General features: G+C 66.5%; 18 protein-coding genes. 7 read left to right on the top strand and 11 right to left on the bottom strand.

Annotated features, from left to right (window positions below; all coding sequences use genetic code 11):
• Window positions 1-66 precede the first annotated feature (66 nt).
• Entirely contained in the window at window positions 67-354 is a 288-nt protein-coding gene (locus tag DU475_RS13345) for a GIY-YIG nuclease family protein (protein WP_013501594.1), read from the bottom strand.
• Window positions 355-499: 145 nt separating this feature from the next.
• Between DU475_RS13345 and ligA the strand changes: the two genes are divergently transcribed.
• Window positions 500-2,647: an NAD-dependent DNA ligase LigA gene (gene ligA / locus DU475_RS13340; RefSeq protein WP_164632410.1), complete on the top strand. Its 2,148-nt coding sequence runs from the start codon at window positions 500-502 to the stop codon at window positions 2,645-2,647.
• 193 nt (window positions 2,648-2,840) lie between these two features.
• On the opposite strand, the gene DU475_RS13335 is transcribed toward ligA, so the two are convergent.
• Window positions 2,841-4,130: a multidrug effflux MFS transporter gene (locus tag DU475_RS13335; RefSeq protein WP_164632409.1), complete on the bottom strand. Its 1,290-nt coding sequence runs from the start codon at window positions 4,128-4,130 to the stop codon at window positions 2,841-2,843.
• A 378-nt stretch (window positions 4,131-4,508) separates the two neighbouring features.
• Window positions 4,509-6,338, bottom strand: coding sequence for an aminopeptidase P family protein (locus DU475_RS13330; protein ID WP_164632408.1), 1,830 nt, complete (start codon window positions 6,336-6,338; stop codon window positions 4,509-4,511).
• Between the two features lie 195 nt (window positions 6,339-6,533).
• Between DU475_RS13330 and DU475_RS13325 the strand changes: the two genes are divergently transcribed.
• The gene (locus DU475_RS13325; protein WP_013501598.1) at window positions 6,534-6,728 is read left to right on the top strand and encodes a hypothetical protein; all 195 of its coding nucleotides are present in this window, start codon (window positions 6,534-6,536) and stop codon (window positions 6,726-6,728) included.
• A 24-nt stretch (window positions 6,729-6,752) separates the two neighbouring features.
• Here DU475_RS13325 and DU475_RS13320 read toward each other — a convergent pair whose 3' ends face one another.
• Entirely contained in the window at window positions 6,753-7,643 is an 891-nt protein-coding gene (locus DU475_RS13320) for a 50S ribosomal protein L11 methyltransferase (RefSeq protein ID WP_164632407.1), read from the bottom strand.
• A 444-nt stretch (window positions 7,644-8,087) separates the two neighbouring features.
• On the opposite strand from DU475_RS13320, the gene DU475_RS13315 reads away from it, so the two are divergent.
• Window positions 8,088-8,390: a hypothetical protein gene (locus tag DU475_RS13315; RefSeq protein WP_164632406.1), complete on the top strand. Its 303-nt coding sequence runs from the start codon at window positions 8,088-8,090 to the stop codon at window positions 8,388-8,390.
• Between the two features lie 68 nt (window positions 8,391-8,458).
• Here the strand turns inward: DU475_RS13315 and DU475_RS13310 are convergent, their stop codons facing one another.
• Entirely contained in the window at window positions 8,459-10,069 is a 1,611-nt protein-coding gene (locus DU475_RS13310; protein ID WP_164632405.1) for a phytoene desaturase family protein, read from the bottom strand.
• Between the two features lie 160 nt (window positions 10,070-10,229).
• Here DU475_RS13310 and DU475_RS13305 point away from each other — a divergent pair, with 160 nt between their 5' ends.
• Window positions 10,230-12,509: a spermidine synthase gene (locus DU475_RS13305; protein WP_164632404.1), complete on the top strand. Its 2,280-nt coding sequence runs from the start codon at window positions 10,230-10,232 to the stop codon at window positions 12,507-12,509.
• 37 nt (window positions 12,510-12,546) lie between these two features.
• Here the strand turns inward: DU475_RS13305 and DU475_RS13300 are convergent, their stop codons facing one another.
• On the bottom strand, window positions 12,547-13,308 hold the full coding sequence (locus tag DU475_RS13300) for a L,D-transpeptidase (protein ID WP_164632403.1): 762 nt from the start codon (window positions 13,306-13,308) through the stop codon (window positions 12,547-12,549).
• Window positions 13,309-13,577: 269 nt separating this feature from the next.
• Between DU475_RS13300 and DU475_RS13295 the strand changes: the two genes are divergently transcribed.
• Window positions 13,578-13,925 carry a hypothetical protein gene (locus DU475_RS13295; RefSeq protein ID WP_013501604.1) on the top strand — a complete coding sequence of 116 codons (348 nt, stop codon included), beginning with the start codon at window positions 13,578-13,580 and terminating at the stop codon, window positions 13,923-13,925.
• Between the two features lie 101 nt (window positions 13,926-14,026).
• On the opposite strand, the gene DU475_RS13290 is transcribed toward DU475_RS13295, so the two are convergent.
• The 4 genes from DU475_RS13290 to DU475_RS13275 form a co-directional block, all read right to left on the bottom strand.
• Window positions 14,027-14,788: an ABC transporter permease gene (locus tag DU475_RS13290; RefSeq protein ID WP_164632415.1), complete on the bottom strand. Its 762-nt coding sequence runs from the start codon at window positions 14,786-14,788 to the stop codon at window positions 14,027-14,029.
• 2 nt (window positions 14,789-14,790) lie between these two features.
• Window positions 14,791-15,711, bottom strand: a complete 921-nt coding sequence (locus DU475_RS13285) for an ABC transporter ATP-binding protein (protein ID WP_047309777.1) — start codon at window positions 15,709-15,711, stop codon at window positions 14,791-14,793.
• Window positions 15,712-15,973: 262 nt separating this feature from the next.
• Entirely contained in the window at window positions 15,974-16,258 is a 285-nt protein-coding gene (locus DU475_RS13280) for a type II toxin-antitoxin system HicB family antitoxin (RefSeq protein WP_047309778.1), read from the bottom strand.
• A complete protein-coding gene (locus tag DU475_RS13275; protein WP_164632402.1) occupies window positions 16,258-18,852 on the bottom strand; it encodes an ATP-dependent helicase in 2,595 nt (864 codons plus the stop codon). Before DU475_RS13275 ends, DU475_RS13280 begins: the two co-directional genes overlap by 1 nt.
• A 312-nt stretch (window positions 18,853-19,164) precedes the next feature.
• Between DU475_RS13275 and DU475_RS13270 the strand changes: the two genes are divergently transcribed.
• On the top strand, window positions 19,165-19,338 hold the full coding sequence (locus tag DU475_RS13270) for a DUF1328 domain-containing protein (protein WP_013501609.1): 174 nt from the start codon (window positions 19,165-19,167) through the stop codon (window positions 19,336-19,338).
• Here the strand turns inward: DU475_RS13270 and DU475_RS13265 are convergent.
• Window positions 19,335-19,868 carry a thioesterase family protein gene (locus DU475_RS13265; RefSeq protein ID WP_047309780.1) on the bottom strand — a complete coding sequence of 178 codons (534 nt, stop codon included), beginning with the start codon at window positions 19,866-19,868 and terminating at the stop codon, window positions 19,335-19,337. The genes DU475_RS13270 and DU475_RS13265 overlap by 4 nt on opposite strands.
• A gap of 66 nt (window positions 19,869-19,934) precedes the next feature.
• Here DU475_RS13265 and DU475_RS13260 point away from each other — a divergent pair, with 66 nt between their 5' ends.
• Window positions 19,935-21,362, top strand: coding sequence for an FAD-binding oxidoreductase (locus tag DU475_RS13260; protein ID WP_047309781.1), 1,428 nt, complete (start codon window positions 19,935-19,937; stop codon window positions 21,360-21,362).
• The last annotated feature ends 251 nt before the right edge of the window (window positions 21,363-21,613 follow it).

Here is a 21,613-nt window from a genome sequence, read left to right as displayed (position 1 = left end):
TCATTCCGGGGCGCTCGCGCAGCGAGCGAACCCGGAATCCCGAGGTTCAGGGCACCCGGCCTTAGCCTATCGCGCGATGGTCTCGAACAGATCGTCCCAGCCGGGATTGTCCCGCTCGATCAGCGCCAACTTCCACGCCCGCCGCCACTTCTTGATCTCCTTCTCCCGGGTGATCGCGGAGATCGGGTCGTCGTGGATTTCGAACCAGACCAGCTTGGCGATGTTGTATTTCGACGTGAAACCCGGCACGGCTTTGGTGCGATGCTCGTAGACCCGGCGGACGAGGTCGTTGGTGACGCCGACATACAGCGCTCCGTCTTTCCGGCTGGCGAGCAGATAGACATAATAGGGCACCGGCGCCTCGCGCGCGGCGAGATTCCGGGTTCGCTTGCTGTCGCAAGCGCCCCGGAATGACTCGCGGTGAACTCAGTAAGTTAGCCCCAAGGTCATTCCGGGGCGCGAGCGTGAGCTCGCGAACCCGGAATCTCAAGTGCGAAAAATGACTGTGAAGAAAAATCCCGCCCCCGACATCGCCACTCTCACCAAAGCCAAGGCCAAGGTGGAGCTGATGCGGCTTCGCCTCGTGATCGAGGGCCACGACAAGGCGTACTATCAGGACGACGCGCCCAAGATTTCGGATGCCGACTACGACGCGTTGCGGCGGCGGCTGGAGGCGATCGAGCAGAAATTTCCCGAACTGGTCAGCGCGTCGTCGCCGACCCAGACCGTCGGCGCCGCGCCGGCGCGGGGCTTTGCCAAGGTGCAGCACGCGGTGCCGATGCTGTCGCTCGGCAACGCCTTCACCGACGAAGAGGTCGCCGAGTTCGTCGAGCGGGTGCAGCGTTTCCTGCGGCTCGACGATGTGCCGGCGATCGTCGCCGAGCCGAAGATCGACGGCCTGTCATTGTCGCTACGCTATGAGAATGGCGAACTGGTGCGCGCGGCCACCCGCGGTGATGGTTTCACCGGCGAGGACGTCACCGCCAACGTCCGCACCATCAAGGACGTGCCGAACACGCTGAAGGGCAACACCATCCCCGCGGCCTGCGAATTGCGCGGTGAAGTCTACATGCTGAAGCACGACTTCCTCGCGCTGAACAAGCGTCAGGAGGAGGCGGGCGAGACCGTGTTCGCCAATCCGCGCAATTCGGCCGCCGGCTCGCTGCGGCAGAAGGATGTCGCCGTCACCGCGTCGCGGCCGCTGAAGTTCTTCGCCTATGCGTGGGGTGAGATGAGCGACTATCCGATGGAGGAGCCGACCCAGCACAAGATGCTGCAATGGCTCGACCACGCCGGCTTCGTCGTCAATCCCGAGATCACGCTGTGTCACAGCGTCGAAGACGCGCTCGCGTTCTATCGCCGGATCGGCGAGAAACGCGCGTCGCTGCCGTATGACATCGACGGCGTGGTCTACAAGGTCGACCGGCTCGACTATCAGGAGCGGCTCGGCTTCGTGTCGCGCAGTCCGCGCTGGGCGATCGCGCACAAATTTGCCGCCGAGCAGGCGACGACTGTGCTGGAGAAGATCGATATCCAGGTCGGCCGCACCGGCGCGATGACGCCGGTGGCGCGGCTGCAGCCGGTGACGGTCGGCGGCGTGGTGGTGCAGAACGCGACGCTGCACAACGAGGACTACATCAAGGGCATCGGTAACGACGGCTCTCCCTTGCGTGACGGCGTCGACATCCGCGAAGGCGACACCGTGGTGGTGCAGCGCGCTGGCGACGTGATTCCGCAGATCGTCAGCGTCGTGCTCGACAAGCGGCCCGCCGGTGCCGAGCCGTATCACTTCCCACATAAATGTCCCGTCTGCGGCAGCCACGCGGTGCGCGAAGAGGGCGAGGCGGTGTGGCGCTGCACTGGTGCGCTGATCTGCCCGGCGCAGGCGGTGGAGCGGCTGAAGCACTTCGTGTCGCGGCTCGCGTTCGATATCGACGGCCTCGGCGAAAAGCAGATCGAGCTGTTCCACGAGCGCGGCTGGGTGCAGGAGCCGGCCGACATCTTCACGCTGAAGGCGCGCAATGCCGAACTGAAGCTCGAACAGCTCGAAGGCTATGGCGAGACCTCGGTGCGCAATCTGTTCGCGGCGATCGACGCGCGGCGCACCATCGAGCTGCACCGGCTGATCTTCGCGCTCGGCATCCGCCATGTCGGCGAGGGCAACGCCAAGCTGCTGGCGCGGCACTACGGCACGCGCGATGCGTTCTTGACGGCGATGCGCGCCGCTGCCGACGCGCAGACCGAGGAGGGCAACGCTTCCGAGGCGTATCAGGACCTCGACAACATCGCCGGCATCGGCGACGTCGTGGCCGAAGCGGTGGTCGAGTTCTTCGCCGAAGAGCGCAACATCAAGGCGCTGAATGCGCTGCTGGACGAGCTGACCGAGGTGCTGCCGGCCGAGCAGGCGCGGCGCGACACTGCGGGCGCCGGCAAGACAGTGGTGTTCACCGGCTCGCTGTCGAAATTCACCCGCGATGAGGCCAAGGCAGCGGCGGAGCGGCTGGGCGCCAAGGTCGCCGGCTCGGTGTCGAAGAAGACCGACTACGTGGTCGCCGGCGAAGACGCCGGATCGAAACTGACCAAGGCGAAAGACCTCGGCGTCACCGTGCTGACCGAAGACGAGTGGCTGGCGCTGATCGGAAACTAACCCCGTCATTCCGGGGCGCGCGGAACGCGCGAACCCGGAATCCAGAGGTGTTCTGTCGATCGAGATTCCGGGTTCGCTCACTTCGTGAGCGCCCCGGAATGACTCGTTGGTACGCTTTGATTTGACCGCGTGAGTCTCTTGAAGACTGGGCCCTCCGCCTGCGCGCGGAAGACAACGAACGGAAGACGATCGCCTACACCAACGTCTCTTCTTCCGCCTTCTCGATCAGTTCCTCGGTCGCGATCAGGTTGCGGCGCGGCACCAGGAAGATCATCGCCGAGGCGCAGGCGAGCGCGGTTCCGAAGATCGCGATGTTGAGCGGCAGCGGCGTCGCGAAATGGCCGCCGAGCCAGGCGCCGGCCTGCGAGCACAGCGAGCCGAATCCGAATTGGGTGAAGCCCATCAGACCAGATGCGGTACCGGCGGCCTGCGGGCGGATGCTGATCGCGCCGGCGGCGGCGTTGGCCATCACCGCGGCGTTGCCGAACATGATGATCATGTGGGTGCCGAACAGCCAGCTCGGCACCTGATTCCAGCCGAGCACGCCCCATACCAGATTGAGCGCCGCGCCGGCGATCTGCAAGCTGAGGCCGAACCAGATCAGCCGGTCGAGCGAATGCCGCGGCGAGAACTTCACGCAGAACAGATTGCCCATCAGATACGCGAAGCCGGAGCTGGCGAACCATGCGCCGTACTCGGCGCTGCTGCGGCCCATCTGCGTCACCACGACGTAGGGGCCGCCGCCGGCGAAGATGAAGATGATCGCCGACGCCAGCACCTGGCACAGCACGTAGCCGATGAAGGCGTGGCTGCCGAACAGGCTGCGCAGGTCGTTGCGGAAGCCGCCGCGCTGCGCGGCCGGCGCGCCGCTGCGGCGGCTCGTTTCCGGCAGCGCCAGCGTGATCGCGGCGGCGACGATGATCGCCCCTGCGGTGACGGCGTAGAAGATTGCGCGCCAGCCGAACGCGGTTTCGATCACGCCGCCGGCGAGCGGGCTCAGCATCTGCGCGATCATCATCACGGCGATCACGAGGCTGAGCATGCCGCCGACGCGGTCGCGGCTGTAGAGGTCGCGGATGATGGCGCGGCTGATCACCATGCCCGAGGCGCCGCCGAGCGCCTGCAGGAAGCGCAAAGCGATCAGTTGCGGCAGCGTCTGTGCGAAGATGCAGCCGATGCTGGCCGCGACCATCAGCGCCAGCCCGCCGAGCAACACCGGGCGGCGACCGAACCGGTCCGACAACGGCCCCATGATCAACTGCGAGCAGGCCAGCCCGACCATGTAGAGCGACACGGTCATCTGCGCGACCGAGATGTCGCTGGAAAAATCGCTCGCCAGCACCGGCAGCGCCGGCACGAAGATGTACAGCGCGATCGGCGCCGCACCGTTCATCAGCACAAGCAGCAGGAGCAGCAGCTTCGACGGCGGCAGGTCGCGCCGGCTGGCGTCGATCGTTGCGTATCTGCCGACGATTCCGTGCATGCGAGATCGGTTCCCGACGGGCCTGCCGTGGCGAAGGATGTGAGCTGGTGAAACGACTGTAGCCTGCCGGGGCAATGCTAACAGGCGGTTTTTCGGCATAAGGCTATGCGGAGGGCGGGCGGGGGCGCCCAAACCTCAGCCACGCGCCATTCCGGACAGCGCGCAGAAACTCTCGATTGTCATTCCGGGGCGCCGCGCAGCGGCGAACCCGGAATCTCGAGGTTAGCGTGCGCGACGCAGCTCCAGGCCGTACGCGCTTCAGATTCCGGGTTCGCGAGCTGGCGCTCGCGCCCCGGAATGACTCGGGGAGAGGCCCACGCTCACCGCTTCAGACGCTCAGGGTGACTCGGGGAGAGGCTGTGCTCACTGCTCCTAAGCTTAGGATTGCAGCGGCGCGGTCGCCCCGTCGAGCCAAAGCCGGGTTGGGCCGTCGAGGTGGGGGCGGACGGTTTCGCGGACGCGGGCGTGGTAGGCGTCGAGCCACGCCAGTTCCTCGGCGCTGAGCATCGCGACCTCGATCAGACGGCGGTCGATCGGCGCCAGCGTCAGGGCCTCGAAGCCGTTCATCGGCTTCTCGGCGCCGGCGATCTGTTTCTCGACCACCAGTTCGAGATTCTCGATGCGGATGCCGTAACCGTCCGTCTTGTAGTAGCCGGGCTCGTTGGACAGGATCATGCCGCGCTTCAGCGGCGTGGTGCCGAGCTTGGAGATCCGCGCCGGGCCCTCGTGCACCGACAAATAGCTGCCGACGCCGTGGCCGGTGCCGTGTTCGAAATCGATTCCGGCCTGCCACAGGAACTGCCGCGCCAGCGTGTCGAGCTGCGCGCCGGTGGTGCCGTCGGGAAACACCGCGCGGGCGATCGCCAGATGGCCGCGCAGCACGCGGGTGAAGCGGTCGCGCATCTCCGCCGAAGGCGTCCCGACCGCAATGGTGCGGGTGACGTCGGTGGTGCCGTCCTGATACTGCGCGCCGCTATCGATCAGCAGCAGGTCGCCGGGTTGGATGCGGCGGTTGCTTTTGCGGGTGACGCGATAATGCACGATCGCGCCGTTCGGCCCGGTGCCGGAGATGGTCGGGAACGACACGTCCTTGAGCGCGCCGGTGTCGCGGCGGAACGTCTCCAGCGCCTCCACCGCGTCGATCTCGGTGAGCGTGCCCTTCGGTGCCTCGGCATCGATGAAGGCGAGGAAGCGCGCCAGCGCCACCGCGTCGCGGCGATGCGCGGCGCGGGTGCCGTCGATCTCGGCTTGGTTCTTCACCGCCTTGAGCAGCGCGACCGGATCGGCGCCGCGCAGCGGCTTGCCGCCGGCATCCCGGATCAGCCGGGTCAGCGCATCGGCCGCGGTGGCGCTGTCGAGCGCGATCGTCGCGCCGGTGTTGGCGAGCTCGCGCAACATCGGCGCCAGCTCGGCCGGCTCGGCGACCTCCGCGGTCTGTTCGAGATGGTCGCGCACGCTGTTCGACAGCTTGCGGCCGTCGATGAAGATGGTGGGGCGGCCATCCTTCGGCAGCAGCGCGTAGGACAGCGGCAGCGGCGTGTGCGAGACGTCGGCGCCGCGGATGTTGAAGGTCCAGGCGACCGCGTGGGAATCCGACAGCACCAGCGCATCGGCCTTCAGCCGCGCCAGCTCCTCGTTGATGCGGCCGAGCTTGCTGGCTTCGCTCTCGCCGGAAAATTCCACGCCGTGGACGCTGACCGGTCCGAGCGGCGGGGCGGGGCGTTCGCTCCACACCGCGTCGACCGGATTGCCGTCGACTGCGACCAGCTCGGCGCCGGCCTTGGCGCAGGCGGCCTGCATCCGTTCGACTGCCGAAGAAGTGTGCAGCCACGGATCAAATCCGAGGCGATCACCGGCTTTCAGATGCGTCTCCAGCCAGCGTTCCGGCGGCGGTTCGACCAGCGACTCGATGCGCCACGCATTTCCGTCGACCTGCTTGGCGGCCTGCAGCGTGTAGCGGCCGTCGACGAACAAAGCGGCCTGATCGATCAGCACGTAGGCCAGACCCGCCGATCCGGTGAAGCCGGTGAGCCACGCCAGGCGCTCTTCGGACGGCGGCACATATTCGTTTTGTTGCTGATCGGCGCGAGGAATCGCAAATCCGGTGAGCTTGCGCCGCAGCAGCTCTTCGCGAAACGCCGACAGCCGCGCGGTGAGTGCGACGCCGCTCTCGGGCTCCTCGAAGCTCTGGAAATGCGACTCGAACATGGCGGCCTGCTCCCTGGACCTGTTGCGCGATGCTCACGCGCTATGCATAAAGCTCAGCTTATGGCACGAGTTATGCTTGATTTATCGAGCCCGCAAGAGACGGGCGAGAGCGCGCAGTGCCCGCTGCAACACGCTCCGACAACGCGTCCGGGACGATCCCGGGAGTGTCTCAACTCAACGACGAGGTGATACACCATGCCTGCTTTCACGTTTGAGAAGATTTCCCCGCCGGTCCGCCCGGGTGGTACGCCTCCGAACGTCGAGCCCGAGCAGAAGCAGCCGCGTGGTGTCATCGTCCGCATCCTGGACCGCTTCGTCCAGTCGGCGGTCAGGCGCACCGACCCGAACGCCGACGCCCACAGCCGCTTCCCCGACAAGCCCGCGCACTGAGCCATCGCTCGGCAGCGCTCCCCGTCAGAACGTCTTCACCAGCAGCAGGCTGCTCCAGCCTTCGATCACGAGCTGCCTCAGCAGCACGCAGCCGCGCGCCCGATAGGCCGCGATCACGCTCTGCGCCTGCGGCTGCAGCAGCCCGGACAGGATCACCAGCGCGCCAGGCGCCAAGTGCTCGCTCATCGGCTGGGCTAGGCTGCGCAGCGGATTGGCGAGGATGTTGGCCAGCACCAGATCGAACGGCGCGTGCGCGGCGAAGACCGGCGAGGCGAAACCGGTCGCCCATTCGGCCTGCACCAGATTGCCGACGCCATTGAGCCGCGCGTTCTCGCGCGCGACCGCGACCGACTGCCTGTCGATGTCGGTGGCCAGCACGGTGTGACGCAGCGCCTTGGCGGCGGCGATCGCCAGCACGCCGGTGCCGGTGCCGAGGTCGAGCACGCGCTGCGGCGGGCCGGCGCGCAGCACCAGATCGAGCAGGGTCAGGCAGCCGCGGGTGGTGCCGTGATGGCCGGTGCCGAAGGCGAGCGCGGCCTCGATCTCGATGCCGAGCTTGTTGGCCGGGACACGGTCGCGGTCATGGCTGCCATGGACGACGAAGCGGCCGGCCGGAACCGGCACCAGCCCTTCCAGGCTCGCCGCCACCCAGTCCTTGGCGGCGACGGTTTCGAGGCTGATCGCCTGCGCGGCCTCCGGGCCGGCGGCCTGCGCCACCAGCTCGCGGATGTGGTCGAGGTTCGGCTGCTCGCCGAAATGCAGCGCCACCTCCCAGCTCCGGTCCGGCCGCTCGAACGCCGCGATCGCCATCTCGGCCTCGTCGAAGCACTCGCCGAGCAGATCGGTGACGCGGCGGGCGGTGGCCTCGTCGCCGAGCACGAAGCTGGCGCGGACGGTGGGGGCGGGATCAGGCATGGCAGGTCCGAAGGTTGGCAGCGAAGGAGCGCGGCTGAAGTGATCTCTCAACAGATCGTCCACCGCTTCTGCGCCGGAAACGCACAGCTTGTCCATGACTTATGCACAGGGTTGAATCCGCAAGATTCACAGTTCTCCACAGCCTTCGCGCAACTTGTCGACAGATTCGTGCACAGCCTGACGAACGCACGCCAAGCCCCTGCGCGCAGAACAGAAACGACTCGGAAGTTCTGCTACGCACATTTCTGGCAGGCCGCGATCCTCGCCTCTCGAACAGCACTCACACGCAACTGCACGGAACCAGTTCCATCCCGGCTGCGTTTCAGGTTTTGGTTGTGAGAGTCCTATTGTCGCCTTGTTCTTTGGCCAATGGGTTCGCGCGCTTGGCCGCAGCTCCAATGACGGCGCCGCCAGCGACGATCCCCGACAACGACATGAGGTTTGATGAGCAAGGCCAACGAAGTTCTGTGCGCGACCGCCACCCGGCGCCGAAAACTGTCTACGATGGTGGTCGTTTCAGCCTTGCTCGCGACCGTCGGCACGCCCGCGGCTTTCGCCGAGGGGCAGGGCGGCGTGACGCCGGTCGCTTTCCCAGCCGGGCAGACCGCCATTCCGGCAGGCGTCGATTGCGTCACGGTGCGCTACTACGTCAGCGAACACGGCCGGGCCAAGTCGATCGCCTGGGCGCTCAAGAACGGCTACAGCTTGGCTCAAATCGCCGAAGCCAAGCGCTGTCTGCGCGGCTGAGAGACGCTCCGCAGCGTACCCGTCGTCAACAAGTTTTCCACAGCTTATCCACAGACTTATCCCCGGACTTATCCGCGGCTTGCGAACAAGCTGCGGTGGTCGTTGAGGATCGCCGCGGCCGCATTGTGGCCCGGGGCGCCGGTGACGCCGCCGCCGGGGTGGGCGCCGCTGCCGCAGTGATAGAGACCCTTCAGCGGGCCGCGATAGTCAGCGTGGCCCAGCAGCGGGCGCGCCGAGAACAGCTGGTTCAGGCTGAGCGCGCCGTGGAAGATATCGCCGCCGACGAGGCCGAACTCGCGTTCGAGGTCGAGCGGCGACAGGATCTGGCGGCCGAGCACGCTGGCGGCAAAGCCCGGCGCGTAGCGGTCGACGGTGGCGATCATTAGATCGGCGACTTCGTCGCGATGGTCGTCCCAGGAGGCGCCGTCCGGCAGCTCGGGGGCGACGTGCTGGCAGAACAGGCTGGCGACGTGCTGGCCCTTCGGCGCCAGGCTGTCGTCGAGCGTCGAGGGGATCAGCATCTCGACCACCGGCTCGCGGCTCCAGCCGTGGGCGCGGGCGTCCTGATAGGCGCGGTCCATGTAGGTCAGGCTCGGGGCGATGATGATGCCGGCGGTGAGGTGGTCGCCGTCGCCGGGCAGCGCGGTGAACGACGGCCGCTTCGCCAGCGCGACATTCATCCGGAAGGTGCCGGAGCCGGTCTTCCAATGCTGCATCCGGCGGCGGACGTCGTCGGGCAGCGCGTCCTGCGGCAGCAGGCGGGTGTACAGCAGCTTCGGATTGACGTTGGACGCAACGAAACGGGCGCGCAGCGTGCGGCCATCGTCGAGGCTGACGCCGGTGACGCGATCCTTCTCGACCAGCACCTCGCGCACACCCGCCGAGGTCTCGATCTCGGCGCCGGCGGCCCGCGCGGCGGCGGCCATCGCAACTGTGATCGCGCCCATGCCGCCGACCGCGTGGCCCCACACGCCCTTCTTGCCGTTCACCTCGCCGAAGGCGTGATGCAGCATCACATAGGCCGAGCCGGCTGCATACGGGCTGGCGTAGTTGCCGACGATGGCGTCGAAGCCGAACAGCGCCTTGACCAGATCGTGCTCGAACCGCGCGTCGAGCATCTCGCCGGCCGAGCAGGTGAACAGGTCGAGCAGCAGCCGCTGCTGCTCGATCGTCAGGGCGCGCAGCCGGTTGGCGGTGCCGAGCGCGTTCAGGCTCTCGCGGATCGCCGGCAAGCCGAACTGCGCCACCAGATTGGGCGGCGCGCGCAGCACGAAATGCCGCAGCACGTCGGCGATGGTTTCGAGCTCGGCCGCGAAGGCGCCGAACGCCGCGGCATCATGCGGGCTGAGCCGCGCCAGTGAGGCGGCGGTGGCGTTGCCGCCGGTGAGCAGATACTGGCCATCCGGGGCGGGCAGGAAATTCTGCGCCTTGCGCTCGACGATTTTCAGGCCGTGCTCGTGCAGCTTCAGGTCGGCGATCACTTTCGGATTGAGCAGGCTGACCGTGTAGGCCGCGACCGAATTGCGGAAGCCGGGATGAAACTCCTGCGTCACCGCGGCGCCGCCGACCACGCTGCGGCGCTCCACCACCTTCACCTTCAATCCCGCGCGCGCCAGATAGGCCGCGCAGGTGAGGCCGTTGTGGCCGGCACCGATGATCAGGACGTCGGGATCGGACATCGGAAGGTTCCCGGGCCGGTGTGACAAGGGCGTTCGCGGCTGGTTTTGCCATCGTTCACGGAGCGACGCTAGGATGCGGCGCGTCACGGGCCTGCCGGAATTCATCGCCATGGCCGACGATGTCGAGCGTCCGCCGCGGCGGACCGCAGCAGGAGCCGCCATGACCGAATCGACCTTGGCCGCGGGCCCCAACAGCCCGGTGCGCAACCGGCAGATCCTGATCGTCTATACCATCGCGATCTTCGTCAGCGCGCTGCTGCTGTTCTCGGTGCAGCCATTGTTCACCAAGATGGTGCTGCCGCGGCTCGGCGGCTCGCCGGCGGTGTGGTCGGTGGCGATGGTGTTCTTCCAGTCGCTGCTGCTCGCTGGCTACGCCTATGCGCACGGGCTGAGCCGGTTTGCCGACCGCCGGGTGCCGGTCGTCGTCCATCTCCTGCTGCTGGTCGCGGCGCTGCTGACGCTGCCGCTGGCGATTGCGGACGGTTGGGGGACACCGCCGGCCAGCGGCTCCGCGTTCTGGCTGCTCGGCCTGTTCGCAGTGTCGATCGGCCTGCCGTTCTTCGCGCTCGCCGCCAACAATCCACTGCTGCAGGCGTGGTTCGTCCGCACCGGCCATCCCGACGGCCGTGATCCGTACTTCCTTTACGCCGCCTCCAACATCGGCAGCTTCCTGGCGCTATTGTCCTATCCGGTGCTGCTCGAGCCGATGCTGACGCTGCGGCTGCAGAACCTGGCGTGGACCGCCGGCTACGGCGTGCTGATCTTGCTGATCGCGGCCTGCGGCGTGCTGCTGCTGCGCGCGCCGGCAACGGCCGCGGCCGACGTCGCCGGTGAGGACAGCGACGCGCCGGCGCCGTCATGGCTGACGGTGGCGCGCTGGGTGTTCCTCGCCGCGGTACCGTCCGGGCTGCTGATCGCCGTCACCGCGCACATCTCAACCGACGTCGCCGCGGCGCCGCTGCTGTGGGTGCTGCCGCTGTCGCTGTACCTGCTGACGTGGGTGCTGGTATTCCAGTCGCGGCCGCTGCTGCCCCACGGCGCGATGCTGGCGCTGCAGCCGGTCGCGATCGCGGTGATCATCGTGCTGCTGGCGTCGTCGGCCTCCGAGCACAATCTGCCGCTGACGCTCGGCGGACACCTAGTGTGTTTCTTCATCATCGCGATGGCCAGCCATGGCGAGCTGGCGCGAACCCGGCCGCCGGCGCGGCATCTCACCGGCTTCTATGTGGCGCTGTCGTTCGGCGGCATGGTCGGCGGATTGTTCGCCGGGCTGGTGGCGCCGTACACGTTCTCCTGGATCGCCGAATATCCGATCCTGCTGGCGCTGGCGGTGCTGTGCCGACCGAAATTGCCGGAGCGCAGGCCGCAATGGTCGCTGGCGATCTGGCTGCTGATCGGGGCCGTTGCGGCGGTGCTGATCACCTCGGCGTTCACCGACGGCAAGCTGCACGACTGGCTCATGACCAACCGCGTGCTGATGATCGGCGACGTCGCCGCGTTCGCCGCCGTAATCGCGCTGGTACTTAACGCCGGCCGCGCCAAGCTGCTCGCGACCGTGGCGCTGGCGCTGCTGCTGATCCGGCTGTATCCGGCCGACGAGGGTCGGGTCGAGACGGTGCGCAGCTTCTTCGGTGTGCACAAGATCCAGGTGACGGCGGACGGCCGCTTTCATGTGCTGCTGCACGGCACCACGATCCACGGCGCCGAGCGGGTGCGCAATGACGACGGCACGCCGGTCACCGGGCGGCCGGAGCCGATCTCCTACTATTACAAGGACGGCGGCATCGGACAGGCGATCGCGGCGATCCGCGAACGCAAGGGCGGCCCGATCCGCGTCGCGGTGATCGGGCTCGGCTCCGGCACCCTGACCTGCGCGGCAGCGCCGGGCGAGCCGTGGCGGTTCTTCGAGATCGACCAGTCGATGATCGATACCGCGCGCGATCCGAAATATTTCAGCTTCGTCAGCAAATGCGCGCCGGACCTGCAGCCGGTGGTCGGAGATGCGCGGCTGACCTTCGCGCACGAACCGGACGGCGCCTACGACCTGATCATCGTCGATGCCTATTCGTCGGATGCGATTCCGATCCATCTCGCCACCCGCGAGGCGATGGCGATCTATAAATCCAAGCTGGCGCCGCAGGGCGCGGTGCTGATGCACGTCTCCAACCGCCATCTCGAACTGGCGAGCGTCGCGGTCGGCATCGCCGACGCCAACGGGCTGAAGAGCTGGGTGGCGTCGCACGATGCCGGGCGCGATGCCGACTACGTTTTCGCGACAACGGTGGTGATTTCGGCGATGGACCAAGCCGACATCGGCAACCTCGCCGGCAACGCAGACTGGCGCCTGACCGCGCCCCGCGTCGGCGAGCGGGCGTGGACCGACGACTATTCCAATATCCTCGGCGCGGTGTGGCGCCGGCTGCGCGACGGTGAGGACTAAGGGCCGCGCGCGTCGATCGAGTCGGTTTTTGCGCGGGTCAGTACGATGAGTAACCACCCTCATACCAGCCGCGCGGCTGGTAATAGCGCCGCGGCGCGTAAATTTGCTCGGCGTAGGAGTCGTTGTCGACGTAATCGCCGTATTGCGGCGGCGCCACGCGGCGATAGCCGGGAGGTGCCGGGTAACGGCGATCGTCGTAGCCGCCTTCGGCCGGATAGATGTAGCCGTCGTCGGCGACCCGCGGGCGGACCGCGCGCGGCCGGCTGGGCAGCAGTTCTCCGGCGGCATCATAGCTCGGCGCCGCAGGAGCCGGTTCGGCGCGGGCGACCGCGTTGCCGTTCTTGGTCTTCAGCCGGGCCAGCGCCACCTGCGACGAGCCGCTCAGCGTCACCGTGGTGTTGAGCACGCCTTCCTTCTGCACCAGCGCGAACAGCGTCGCGGCGTTGTCGCGCGACAGCCGGACGCAGCCGTGAGACACCGGCACGCCGAGCTTGCCGGCCGCATCGGTGCCGTGGATGGCGTGGCCGCGTTTGGTGAAGAAGATCGAATGCGGCATCGGCGCGTCGTCGAACTCCTTGGAATAATGGTCGGCTTCCATCCGGAAGGCCTGGAAATTGCCGTTCGGCGTTTCGTGCGATGGATTGCCGGTCGACACAGGCCAGCGATAGCGCTCGACGCCGTCGACGGCGACCGTCAGTTGCTGGTTGTCCTTGTCGACCGTGATGGCGACTTTCGCCTCTGCGGTGGTCGACACTGCCAGCAGGATCAGGCCGGTGAGAGAAACGAGATACGAACGCATGGTGCCGGCCTCCTGGCCCGATCCTGTCACTTCCTTGCCCGCCCGCCGGTAATATGCACAGCGACCGCCCGAGTTTCCAGTTGCCGCCGCGCCGCAGCGGCAAAACCGTCGGCATCGTTAAGACGGCTTCGGCGACTCCGGCGGCAGCATCAAGACACCTGCGCGGCGAAATCTCGGCAGAACGGGAACCCGATCCGGGCCCGCGTGTTAGTATGCCGCAGAGTCCGCGCCCGCCGTTCTGTCGGGCGTTTCAATCCGGAGGGACATCGATGAAGACCACTGCCAAAGCGCGTGCCGTTCGCGCCGAGCAAACCCCGTTCAAAGCGCTGTTCGCGGCTGCCGCTCTGGCGCTCGCGGTGCTGGCGATTCCGACCGCGGGTCATTCGCAGGGCATCGTGCGCGGCGCGGAGCAGGGCGCGCGGGAAGGCAATCGCGCCGCGGGGCCGGTCGGCGGCGTCGTCGGCGGCGCGATCGGTGCCGGCGTCGGCGGTGCGGTCGGTGCGGTGAACGGCGTGCTCGGCCTGCCGAACCAGGGCCCGCGCTATCGATATCACCGCGGCCATCGCTGCAAGGGCTACTACACCCGCAGCGGCAAGTTTCGCTGCTATCGCCGCTGAGGCGAGCGGTTCACAATCTGACGAGGCGCGGCCGGACTGGCCGCGCCTTTTTTCATGAAACGACATCTTTCATGAAACGACGTCGCAAGCAGTGAGAGTGTTCAGGACTTCAGGCGATAGCCGGTCTTGAAGATCCACCACACCACCGCCATGCACGCGAGCAGAAAGCCGAAGGTGGCGGCGACGCTGACCCCGATATCGACATCGGAGATTTCGTAGAAGCTCCAGCGGAAGCCGGAGACCAGATAGACCACCGGATTGAACAGCGCGATGGTCTGCCAGACCGGGGGCAGCATGGAGATCGAGTAGAAGCTGCCGCCGAGGAAGGTCAGCGGCGTGATGATCAACAGCGGTACCACCTGCAGTTTTTCGAAGCCGTCCGCCCAGATGCCGATGATGAAGCCGAGCAGGCTGAACGCCACAGCGGTCAGCACCAGGAAGCCGAACATCCACACCGGATGGGCGATGTGCAGCGGCACGAACAGGCCGGCGGTGGCGAGGATGATCAGGCCGAGAATGATCGACTTGGTTGCAGCGGCCCCGACATAGCCGAGCGCGATCTCCAGGAACGAGGCCGGGGCGGACAGGATCTCGTAGATCGTGCCGGTGAATTTCGGGAAGTAGATGCCGAACGAGGCGTTGGCGACGCTCTGCGTCAGCACGCTGAGCATGATCAGGCCGGGCACGATGAAGCTGCCGTAGCTGACACCTTCGACTTGATCGATCCGCGAGCCGATCGCGGCGCCGAACACGATGAAATACAGCGAGGTCGACAGCACCGGCGAGACGATGCTCTGCATCAGCGTCCGCCAGGTTCGCGCCATTTCGAACAGATAGATCGCGCGGATCGCCCGGCAGTTCATGCTCACGCCCTCACCAGGCTGACGAAGATCTCCTCCAGCGAGCTTTGGCTGGTGTCGAGATCGTGGAAACGGATGCCGGCGGCGCGGACGTCGCCGAGCAGGGCGGTGATGCCGGTGTGCTCGGCGCGGGTGTCGTAGGTGTAGATCAGCTTGCTGCGGTCGTCCGACAGCATCAGGCCGTAGGCGGCGAGCTGCGGCGGCACCGCCTCGATCGGATCGTCGAGATACAGCTTGAGCTGCTTCTTGCCGAGCTTCTGCATCAGCGCCGATTTCTCGTCGACCAGGATCAGTTCGCCGTTGTTGATGACGCCGACCCGGTCGGCCATCTCCTCGGCTTCCTCGATGTAGTGCGTGGTCAGGATGATGGTGACGCCGGCTTTTTGCAGCTCGCGCACCACCTCCCACATCCCCTTCCGCAGCTCGACGTCGACGCCGGCGGTCGGCTCGTCGAGAAACAGGATCCGCGGCTCGTGGCTCAGCGCCTTGGCGATCATCACCCGGCGCTTCATGCCGCCGGACAGCGTCATGATCCGGCTGTCCTTGCGGTCCCACAGCGACAGGTCGCGCAGCACCTTTTCGATGTGTGCCGGGTTCTTCGGCTTGCCGAACAGACCGCGCGAGAAGCTGACGGTGTCCCACACCGATTCGAACGCGTCTGTGTGCAGCTCCTGCGGCACCAGCCCGATCATCTCGCGCGCTGCGCGGTATTGTTCGACGATGTCGTGACCGCCGACGGTGATGCTGCCGGAGCTGGCCTGCACCAGCCCGCAGATCGTGCCGATCAGCGTGGTCTTGCCGGCGCCGTTCGGCCCGAGCAGCGCGAAAATCTCGCCGCCCATGATGTCGAGACTGACCCCGTTCAGCGCCTTGCGCCCGGTGCCGTAGGTCTTGCTCAGATTTTTGACGGAGATGATCGGGGCCATGCGGGCTCGTGGCGTGGGGGCGCAGGAAAAGGGCGGAACGCAGCCGGAACGTGCGGGCGGCTTACATAAGGACGGCCGAGCGCGGACGCAACCGACAGGGGGACGGGACGAACCCGGAGGAAACGCCCAAATCTGTTGCGAGAATTCGAATCGCATTTTGGCACCGTCATGCCCGGCCTTGTGCCGGGCATCCACGTCTTTCAAACGCTGCAGCCTGGAGAACGTGGATGGCCGGGACGAGCCCGGCCATGACGGAAATCTGCTATTCGGCAGCGCCCGCGTCGGCGGAATACTCGATCAGCGCGACGATCGCGTCCTTGCTCGCCTCGACGAACGCCGGGTCTCTGTTCAACTCGTCGATCGTGCGCGGCGGATTGAACACGATCGCGCCGTCCGGATCCTCCGCCGCGAAGGAGAGAAGCTCGGCGGCTTCTTCTTCGGCTTCGTCGATCGTCTCGCCGGCGGTGACGACACCCGGAATGTCGGGAAACGACACGCTGTAGCTGCCGTCGGCGTCCTGATGGATCAAGGCGACGTAGTGAGCCATCACACCCGCTCCACGAAACTGTCGACCACCTTCTTCTCGCCGGCCTTGTCGAACGCGATGGTGAGTTTGTTGCCGTCGATCTTGGTGACGTGGCCGTAGCCGAATTTCTGGTGGAAGACACGGTCTTTCAGCGAGAACGCGGACTCGGTGCCGGTGGATTTGGCGACCAGCTCGCCCTCGATGGTGAAGGGCGCGCGGCGGGTGCTGCCGGACGAGTAGGACGCCCCGCTTTCGCCGAAGCCGCCGCCGCGGCCGCCGGTGCTGCCACCGCCGCCGCGGCTGCGCTGCGCCTGGGCGCGCTGCCAACCCGGCGTCGAATAGCTCGAGCCGAACGACTCGACATTGTCGAACCGCGACGGGCCATAGCCGCTCATACCGCCCCAGCCTGAGCCGCCTTTCGACTCGGTGATCTCGACATTGGCGGCCGGCAGTTCGTCGAGGAAGCGCGACGGGATCGTCGTGTTCCAGGTGCCGTGGATGCGGCGGTTGGTGGCGAAGTACAACTTTGCCCGCTTGCGGGCGCGGGTGATGCCGACATGGGCGAGGCGGCGCTCTTCCTCGAGGCCGGCGCGGCCCTGTTCGTCGAGCGCGCGCTGATGCGGAAACAGACCTTCCTCCCAGCCGGGCAGGAACACGGTCTCGAATTCCAGGCCCTTGGCGGAGTGCAGCGTCATCACGCTGACGGCGTCTTCATCCGCGCCGCCGTCGCGGTCCATCACCAGCGAGATGTGCTCCAGGAAACCCTGAAGATTCTCGAACTCTTCCATCGAGCGGACGAGTTCTTTCAGGTTCTCCAGCCGGCCGGCGGCGTCGGCGGAGCGGTCTTTCTGCCACATCTCGGTGTAGCCGCTCTCGTCGAGCACGATCTCTGCCAGCTCGGTATGGGACAGCGCGTCGCGCTGCACCTGCCAGCGCTCGAAGCTCTCGACCACGCCGCGCAGGCTGCTGCGCGCCTTCGGCTTCAGCTCGTCGGTATCGATCACCATCCTGGCCGCCTCGAACAGCGGAATCCGGCGTTTCCTGGCATGATCGTGCAGCATCTGTACGGTGGCCTCGCCGAGGCCGCGCTTCGGCACGTTGACGATGCGCTCGAACGCGAGGTCGTCGGCCGGTGAGTTGATCACCCGCAAATACGCCAGTGCATCGCGGATTTCGGCGCGCTCATAGAACCGCGGGCCGCCGATCACGCGGTAGGGCAGGCCGAGCGTGACGAAGCGATCTTCGAATTCGCGCATCTGGAACGAGGCGCGCACCAGAATGGCGATCTCGTTCAGCGCATGGCCCTGGCGTTGCAACTGCTCGATTTCCTCGCCGATCGCGCGGGCTTCTTCTTCCGAATCCCACGCGCCGGTGACGGTGACCATCTCGCCGTCGACATCCTCGGTGCGCAGCGTCTTGCCGAGCCGGCCTTCATTGTGCGCGATCAGATGCGAGGCGGCGGCGAGGATGTGGCCGGTCGAGCGATAATTGCGCTCGAGGCGAATGACCTTGGCGCCGGGGAAGTCGTGGTCGAAGCGCAGGATGTTGTCGACCTCCGCGCCGCGCCAGCCGTAGATCGACTGATCGTCGTCGCCGACGCAGCAGATGTTTTTGGGTGGGGCGTCCTGCCTTGCGACGACGGCGGCCTGCTCCCTCTCCCCTCCGGGGAGAGGGGTGGGGTGAGGGGGCACCACGCTCTCGGACGACCGTTCCCCCTCACCCGGCGAGCTGCGCCCGCCGACCTCTCCCCGAGGGGGAGAGGTTAGGAAGGTCTCGACGTCGCGTGTGGCCTTAGGCGTGCTCGGTGCCTGCGACAGCAGCCGCAGCCAAAGATACTGCGCGACGTTCGTGTCCTGATACTCGTCGACCAGGATGAACTTGAAGCGGTTCTGATACTGCCGCAGCACGTCGGGGTGTTCGCGGAACAGTCGGATGTTCTCCAGCAAGAGGTCGCCGAAATCGGCGGCGTTGAGGATCTTCAGCCGCTCCTGATACTGCGCGTAGAGCTTGCCGCCGCGGCCGTTGCCGAACATCGCGGCTTCGCCGGCCGGGACCTGCGACGGCGTCAGGCCGCGGTTCTTCCAGCCGTCGATCAGCCCGGCCAGCATCCGCGCCGGCCAGCGCTTGTCGTCGATATTGTCGGCGGCGAGCAACTGTTTGAGCAGGCGGATCTGGTCGTCGGTATCGAGCACTGTGAAGTTCGAGGTCAGCTGCACCAGTTCGGCGTGATAGCGCAGGATGCGGCCGCCGATCGAATGGAAGGTGCCGAGCCACGGCATGCCTTCGACCGCCTGGCCGAGCATCTGGCCGAGCCGCAGCTTCATCTCGCGCGCGGCCTTGTTGGTGAAGGTCACCGACAGGATCTCGGCGGGCCGGGCGCGGCCGGTGGAGAGGATGTGGGCGATCCGCGTGGTCAGCACACGGGTCTTGCCGGTGCCGGCGCCGGCCAGCACCAGTACCGGGCCGTCCAGTGTCTCAACGGCGTCGCGCTGCTCCGGATTTAGGCCGGACAAATAGGCCGGGCCGGCCGCGGCGCGGGCACGCGCGGCGATGCCGCCGGCGGCGGGCTGATAGCTGGAGAGGTCGAGAGGCTGGCGCTTGGTCGGATCGGTCATGCGAATCGTTTTACCACCCACAGCCGCGCTGCGGGGCCCGAAGAGGAGCCTTTAGAGCAGGATTATCCGCCGATATAGGCGCAGCGGGCCGCTACCGACAGGCTCGGGCACGCATCGCAGGCCGGCGCGTCGGCCTTTCAAACCGATTCCGTTCCGCTATCTCGCGTGAAAATGACGTCTTGACACACAAAAACCGGCCGGAACTTTCGATTTTGGCCTGGATTGTTTCGCCAAGCGGCGCAGCCGAAACCGGCGGCGCTTCAGTCCAAAAGGCGGCCCCCAGCGGGTGCCTGAAGCGAAACGGAGGTCATCATGTTGGGTTGGGTCGTGACGTTTCTCGTGGTTGCGCTGATTGCGGGTCTGCTTGGGTTCGGCGGTATCGCCGGTGCGTCGATCGAAATCGCCAAGATCATCTTCTTCATCGCGATCGTGCTGTTCCTGATCTCGGCGGTGGTCAGCATCTTCCGCGGCCGCTCCCGGGTCTAGCGCGCCGTCGCCGCACGCTTCGAGGGCATCGCGATGCTTCGTCCGATGCCCTCGGGCTGCGGAGCGTCGCGATGCGCCGCGGCGACCCGCATGATCGTGGCGCGAAGGTCGTCCGGAAACGGCGCCACTTTTCGGCTCGCCATATCGACATGTACCGACATGTTTTCCGACGTGGCCGATAGCCAGCCTTCCTCGGCGTGGCGCAACTCTTCGAAGGTGTGGATCCGCTTTTCGTCGGCGGAGATGATGTAGACGGCGACCTGCACCGGATCGCCGAGATGGATCTCTCGCAAGTAGCGCACGTGGCATTCGGCCGTGAAGGTCGAGCCGCCGCGCGTGTTGAGATAGTCTAGCCCGATCCCGAGTTCGCTCCAGATCTGATCGATCGCACGGTCGAACAGCACGTTGTAATAGGCCATGTTGAGGTGGCCGTTATAATCGATCCAGCCCGGCTCGATCTGCATCACCGACGACCGGAACGGCGCGGTCGCGCGGGCAATCTCGACATTGCGATCTACTTCCAAAGTCAATCCTACCTCCCTTGACCCCTCCGGTATCCTTTGCCACGGTCGCCCCGTTCCGAAGGAGTTTTTGTCGTGGGCCTGACCATCACCAACACGCCGAAGCGCGCCGAGCCGCAGGCCGTGGCGAGCGCCATTGAAGCGCTCGCGGCGCGGTTCGGCAACCGCCTCGTCACCTCGCTCGCGGTGCGCGAGCAGCACGGCCACACCACGACCTGGCTGCCGAACCAGCCGCCGGACGCGGTGGTGATGGCGCAGGAGACGGCGGATATTCAGGACACGGTGCGGATCTGCGCGCAGCACAGCGTCCCGGTGATCGCGTTCGGCACCGGAACTTCGCTGGAAGGCCACGTCAACGCCCCGGCCGGCGGCATCTGCATCGACCTTCGCGACATGAACAAGATCCTCGAAGTTCATGCCGAAGATCTCGATTGCGTGATTCAGCCCGGCGTCACCCGCAAGGCGCTGAACGAGAATCTGCGCGACCAGGGGCTGTTCTTCCCGATCGATCCCGGCGCCGATGCCTCGATCGGCGGCATGGCGGCGACCCGCGCCTCCGGCACCAATGCGGTGCGCTACGGCACGATGCGCGACAACATCCTGGCGCTGAAGGTGGTGCGCGGCGACGGCGAGATCATCACCACGGGCACCCGCGCAAAGAAATCGGCGGCCGGCTACGACCTGACTCACCTGTTCGTCGGCTCGGAAGGCACGCTCGGCATCATTTCCGAGCTGACCATCAAGCTGCGCGGCATTCCGGAGATGATCGCGGCGGCGTCCTGCTCGTTCCCGTCGGTCAGCGACGCCTGTCAGGCGGTGATCCTGGCGATCCAGACCGGCATTCCGCTGGCCCGGATCGAGCTGATGAGCCAGTCCCAGGTCAAGGCGGTGAATGCCTATTCCAAGCTGACGCTGCCGGAGACGCCGCTGCTGCTGCTCGAATTCCACGGCAGCGAGGTCGAGGTCGCCGAGCAGTCGAAGAATTTCGGCGCCATCGCCAAAGATTGCGGCGGCGGCGACTTCACCTGGACGACGCGCCCCGAGGATCGCAACAAGCTGTGGCAGGCCCGGCACGACGCCTACTGGTCGGTGCGGGCGCTGCGCCAGGGGGACGGTGTCGGCGTCGTTGCCACCGACGTCTGCGTGCCGATCTCGCGGCTGGCCGATTGCGTCGGCGAGACCGAGGCGGACCTCATTCGGCTCGGACTGCTGGCACCGATCGTCGGCCATGTCGGCGACGGCAATTTCCACTGCTCGCTGCTGTGCGACGTCAATGACGCCGAGGAGATGGCGCGGGCCGACGAGTTCATGCACCGACTGGTCGAACGGGCGCAGGCGATGGACGGCACCTGCACCGGCGAGCACGGCATCGGTCAGGGTAAGCAGAAATATCTGCAGGCCGAGCTCGGGCTCGAAGCGCTGCAGGCGATGGCCGCGATCAAGCAGGCGCTTGATCCGCAGAACATCTTCAATCCCGGCAAGATCCTGCCGCAAGGGATTTGAACCACAGGATATTCCGGCGGCGTGAATCCGCCGCTTGAAGTCGCTGTGAGTTCGCCACAGTCTGTCGCTAGGCGTTGAAATCACAAGGGAACGACGCCGGCGAGGGCGTCGCAACGCCCCTGAGGGGAAACCGCGTGCAGACGACGCTGCTCGGCCTGGCTATCGCGCTGATTCTGGCGCTGCTCGCCGCGCTGGTCGGGCCGTTTCTGATTGACTGGAACCAGTTTCGCGGTCCGTTCGAAGCCGAGGCG

The organism is Rhodopseudomonas sp. WA056 (assembly GCF_010906995.1).
GTDB lineage: Bacteria > Pseudomonadota > Alphaproteobacteria > Rhizobiales > Xanthobacteraceae > Rhodopseudomonas > Rhodopseudomonas palustris_G.
This window is presented reverse-complemented; position numbering and strand designations above follow the sequence as displayed.

What these genes read in the sequence shown, in the direction of transcription:
- DU475_RS13320 (WP_164632407.1), bottom strand. Translation starts at nt 7,643, where the DNA reads ATGCCTGATCCCGCCCCCACCGTCCGCGCCAGCTTCGTGCTCGGCGAC.
- DU475_RS13295 (WP_013501604.1), top strand. Translation starts at nt 13,578, where the DNA reads ATGAAGACCACTGCCAAAGCGCGTGCCGTTCGCGCCGAGCAAACCCCG.
- DU475_RS13275 (WP_164632402.1), bottom strand. Translation starts at nt 18,852, where the DNA reads ATGACCGATCCGACCAAGCGCCAGCCTCTCGACCTCTCCAGCTATCAG.
- DU475_RS13290 (WP_164632415.1), bottom strand. Translation starts at nt 14,788, where the DNA reads ATGAACTGCCGGGCGATCCGCGCGATCTATCTGTTCGAAATGGCGCGA.
- DU475_RS13335 (WP_164632409.1), bottom strand. Translation starts at nt 4,130, where the DNA reads ATGCACGGAATCGTCGGCAGATACGCAACGATCGACGCCAGCCGGCGC.
- DU475_RS13325 (WP_013501598.1), top strand. Translation starts at nt 6,534, where the DNA reads ATGCCTGCTTTCACGTTTGAGAAGATTTCCCCGCCGGTCCGCCCGGGT.
- DU475_RS13280 (WP_047309778.1), bottom strand. Translation starts at nt 16,258, where the DNA reads ATGGCTCACTACGTCGCCTTGATCCATCAGGACGCCGACGGCAGCTAC.
- DU475_RS13270 (WP_013501609.1), top strand. Translation starts at nt 19,165, where the DNA reads ATGTTGGGTTGGGTCGTGACGTTTCTCGTGGTTGCGCTGATTGCGGGT.
- ligA (WP_164632410.1), top strand. Translation starts at nt 500, where the DNA reads ATGACTGTGAAGAAAAATCCCGCCCCCGACATCGCCACTCTCACCAAA.
- DU475_RS13285 (WP_047309777.1), bottom strand. Translation starts at nt 15,711, where the DNA reads ATGGCCCCGATCATCTCCGTCAAAAATCTGAGCAAGACCTACGGCACC.
- DU475_RS13300 (WP_164632403.1), bottom strand. Translation starts at nt 13,308, where the DNA reads ATGCGTTCGTATCTCGTTTCTCTCACCGGCCTGATCCTGCTGGCAGTG.
- DU475_RS13305 (WP_164632404.1), top strand. Translation starts at nt 10,230, where the DNA reads ATGACCGAATCGACCTTGGCCGCGGGCCCCAACAGCCCGGTGCGCAAC.
- DU475_RS13310 (WP_164632405.1), bottom strand. Translation starts at nt 10,069, where the DNA reads ATGTCCGATCCCGACGTCCTGATCATCGGTGCCGGCCACAACGGCCTC.
- DU475_RS13315 (WP_164632406.1), top strand. Translation starts at nt 8,088, where the DNA reads ATGAGCAAGGCCAACGAAGTTCTGTGCGCGACCGCCACCCGGCGCCGA.
- DU475_RS13330 (WP_164632408.1), bottom strand. Translation starts at nt 6,338, where the DNA reads ATGTTCGAGTCGCATTTCCAGAGCTTCGAGGAGCCCGAGAGCGGCGTC.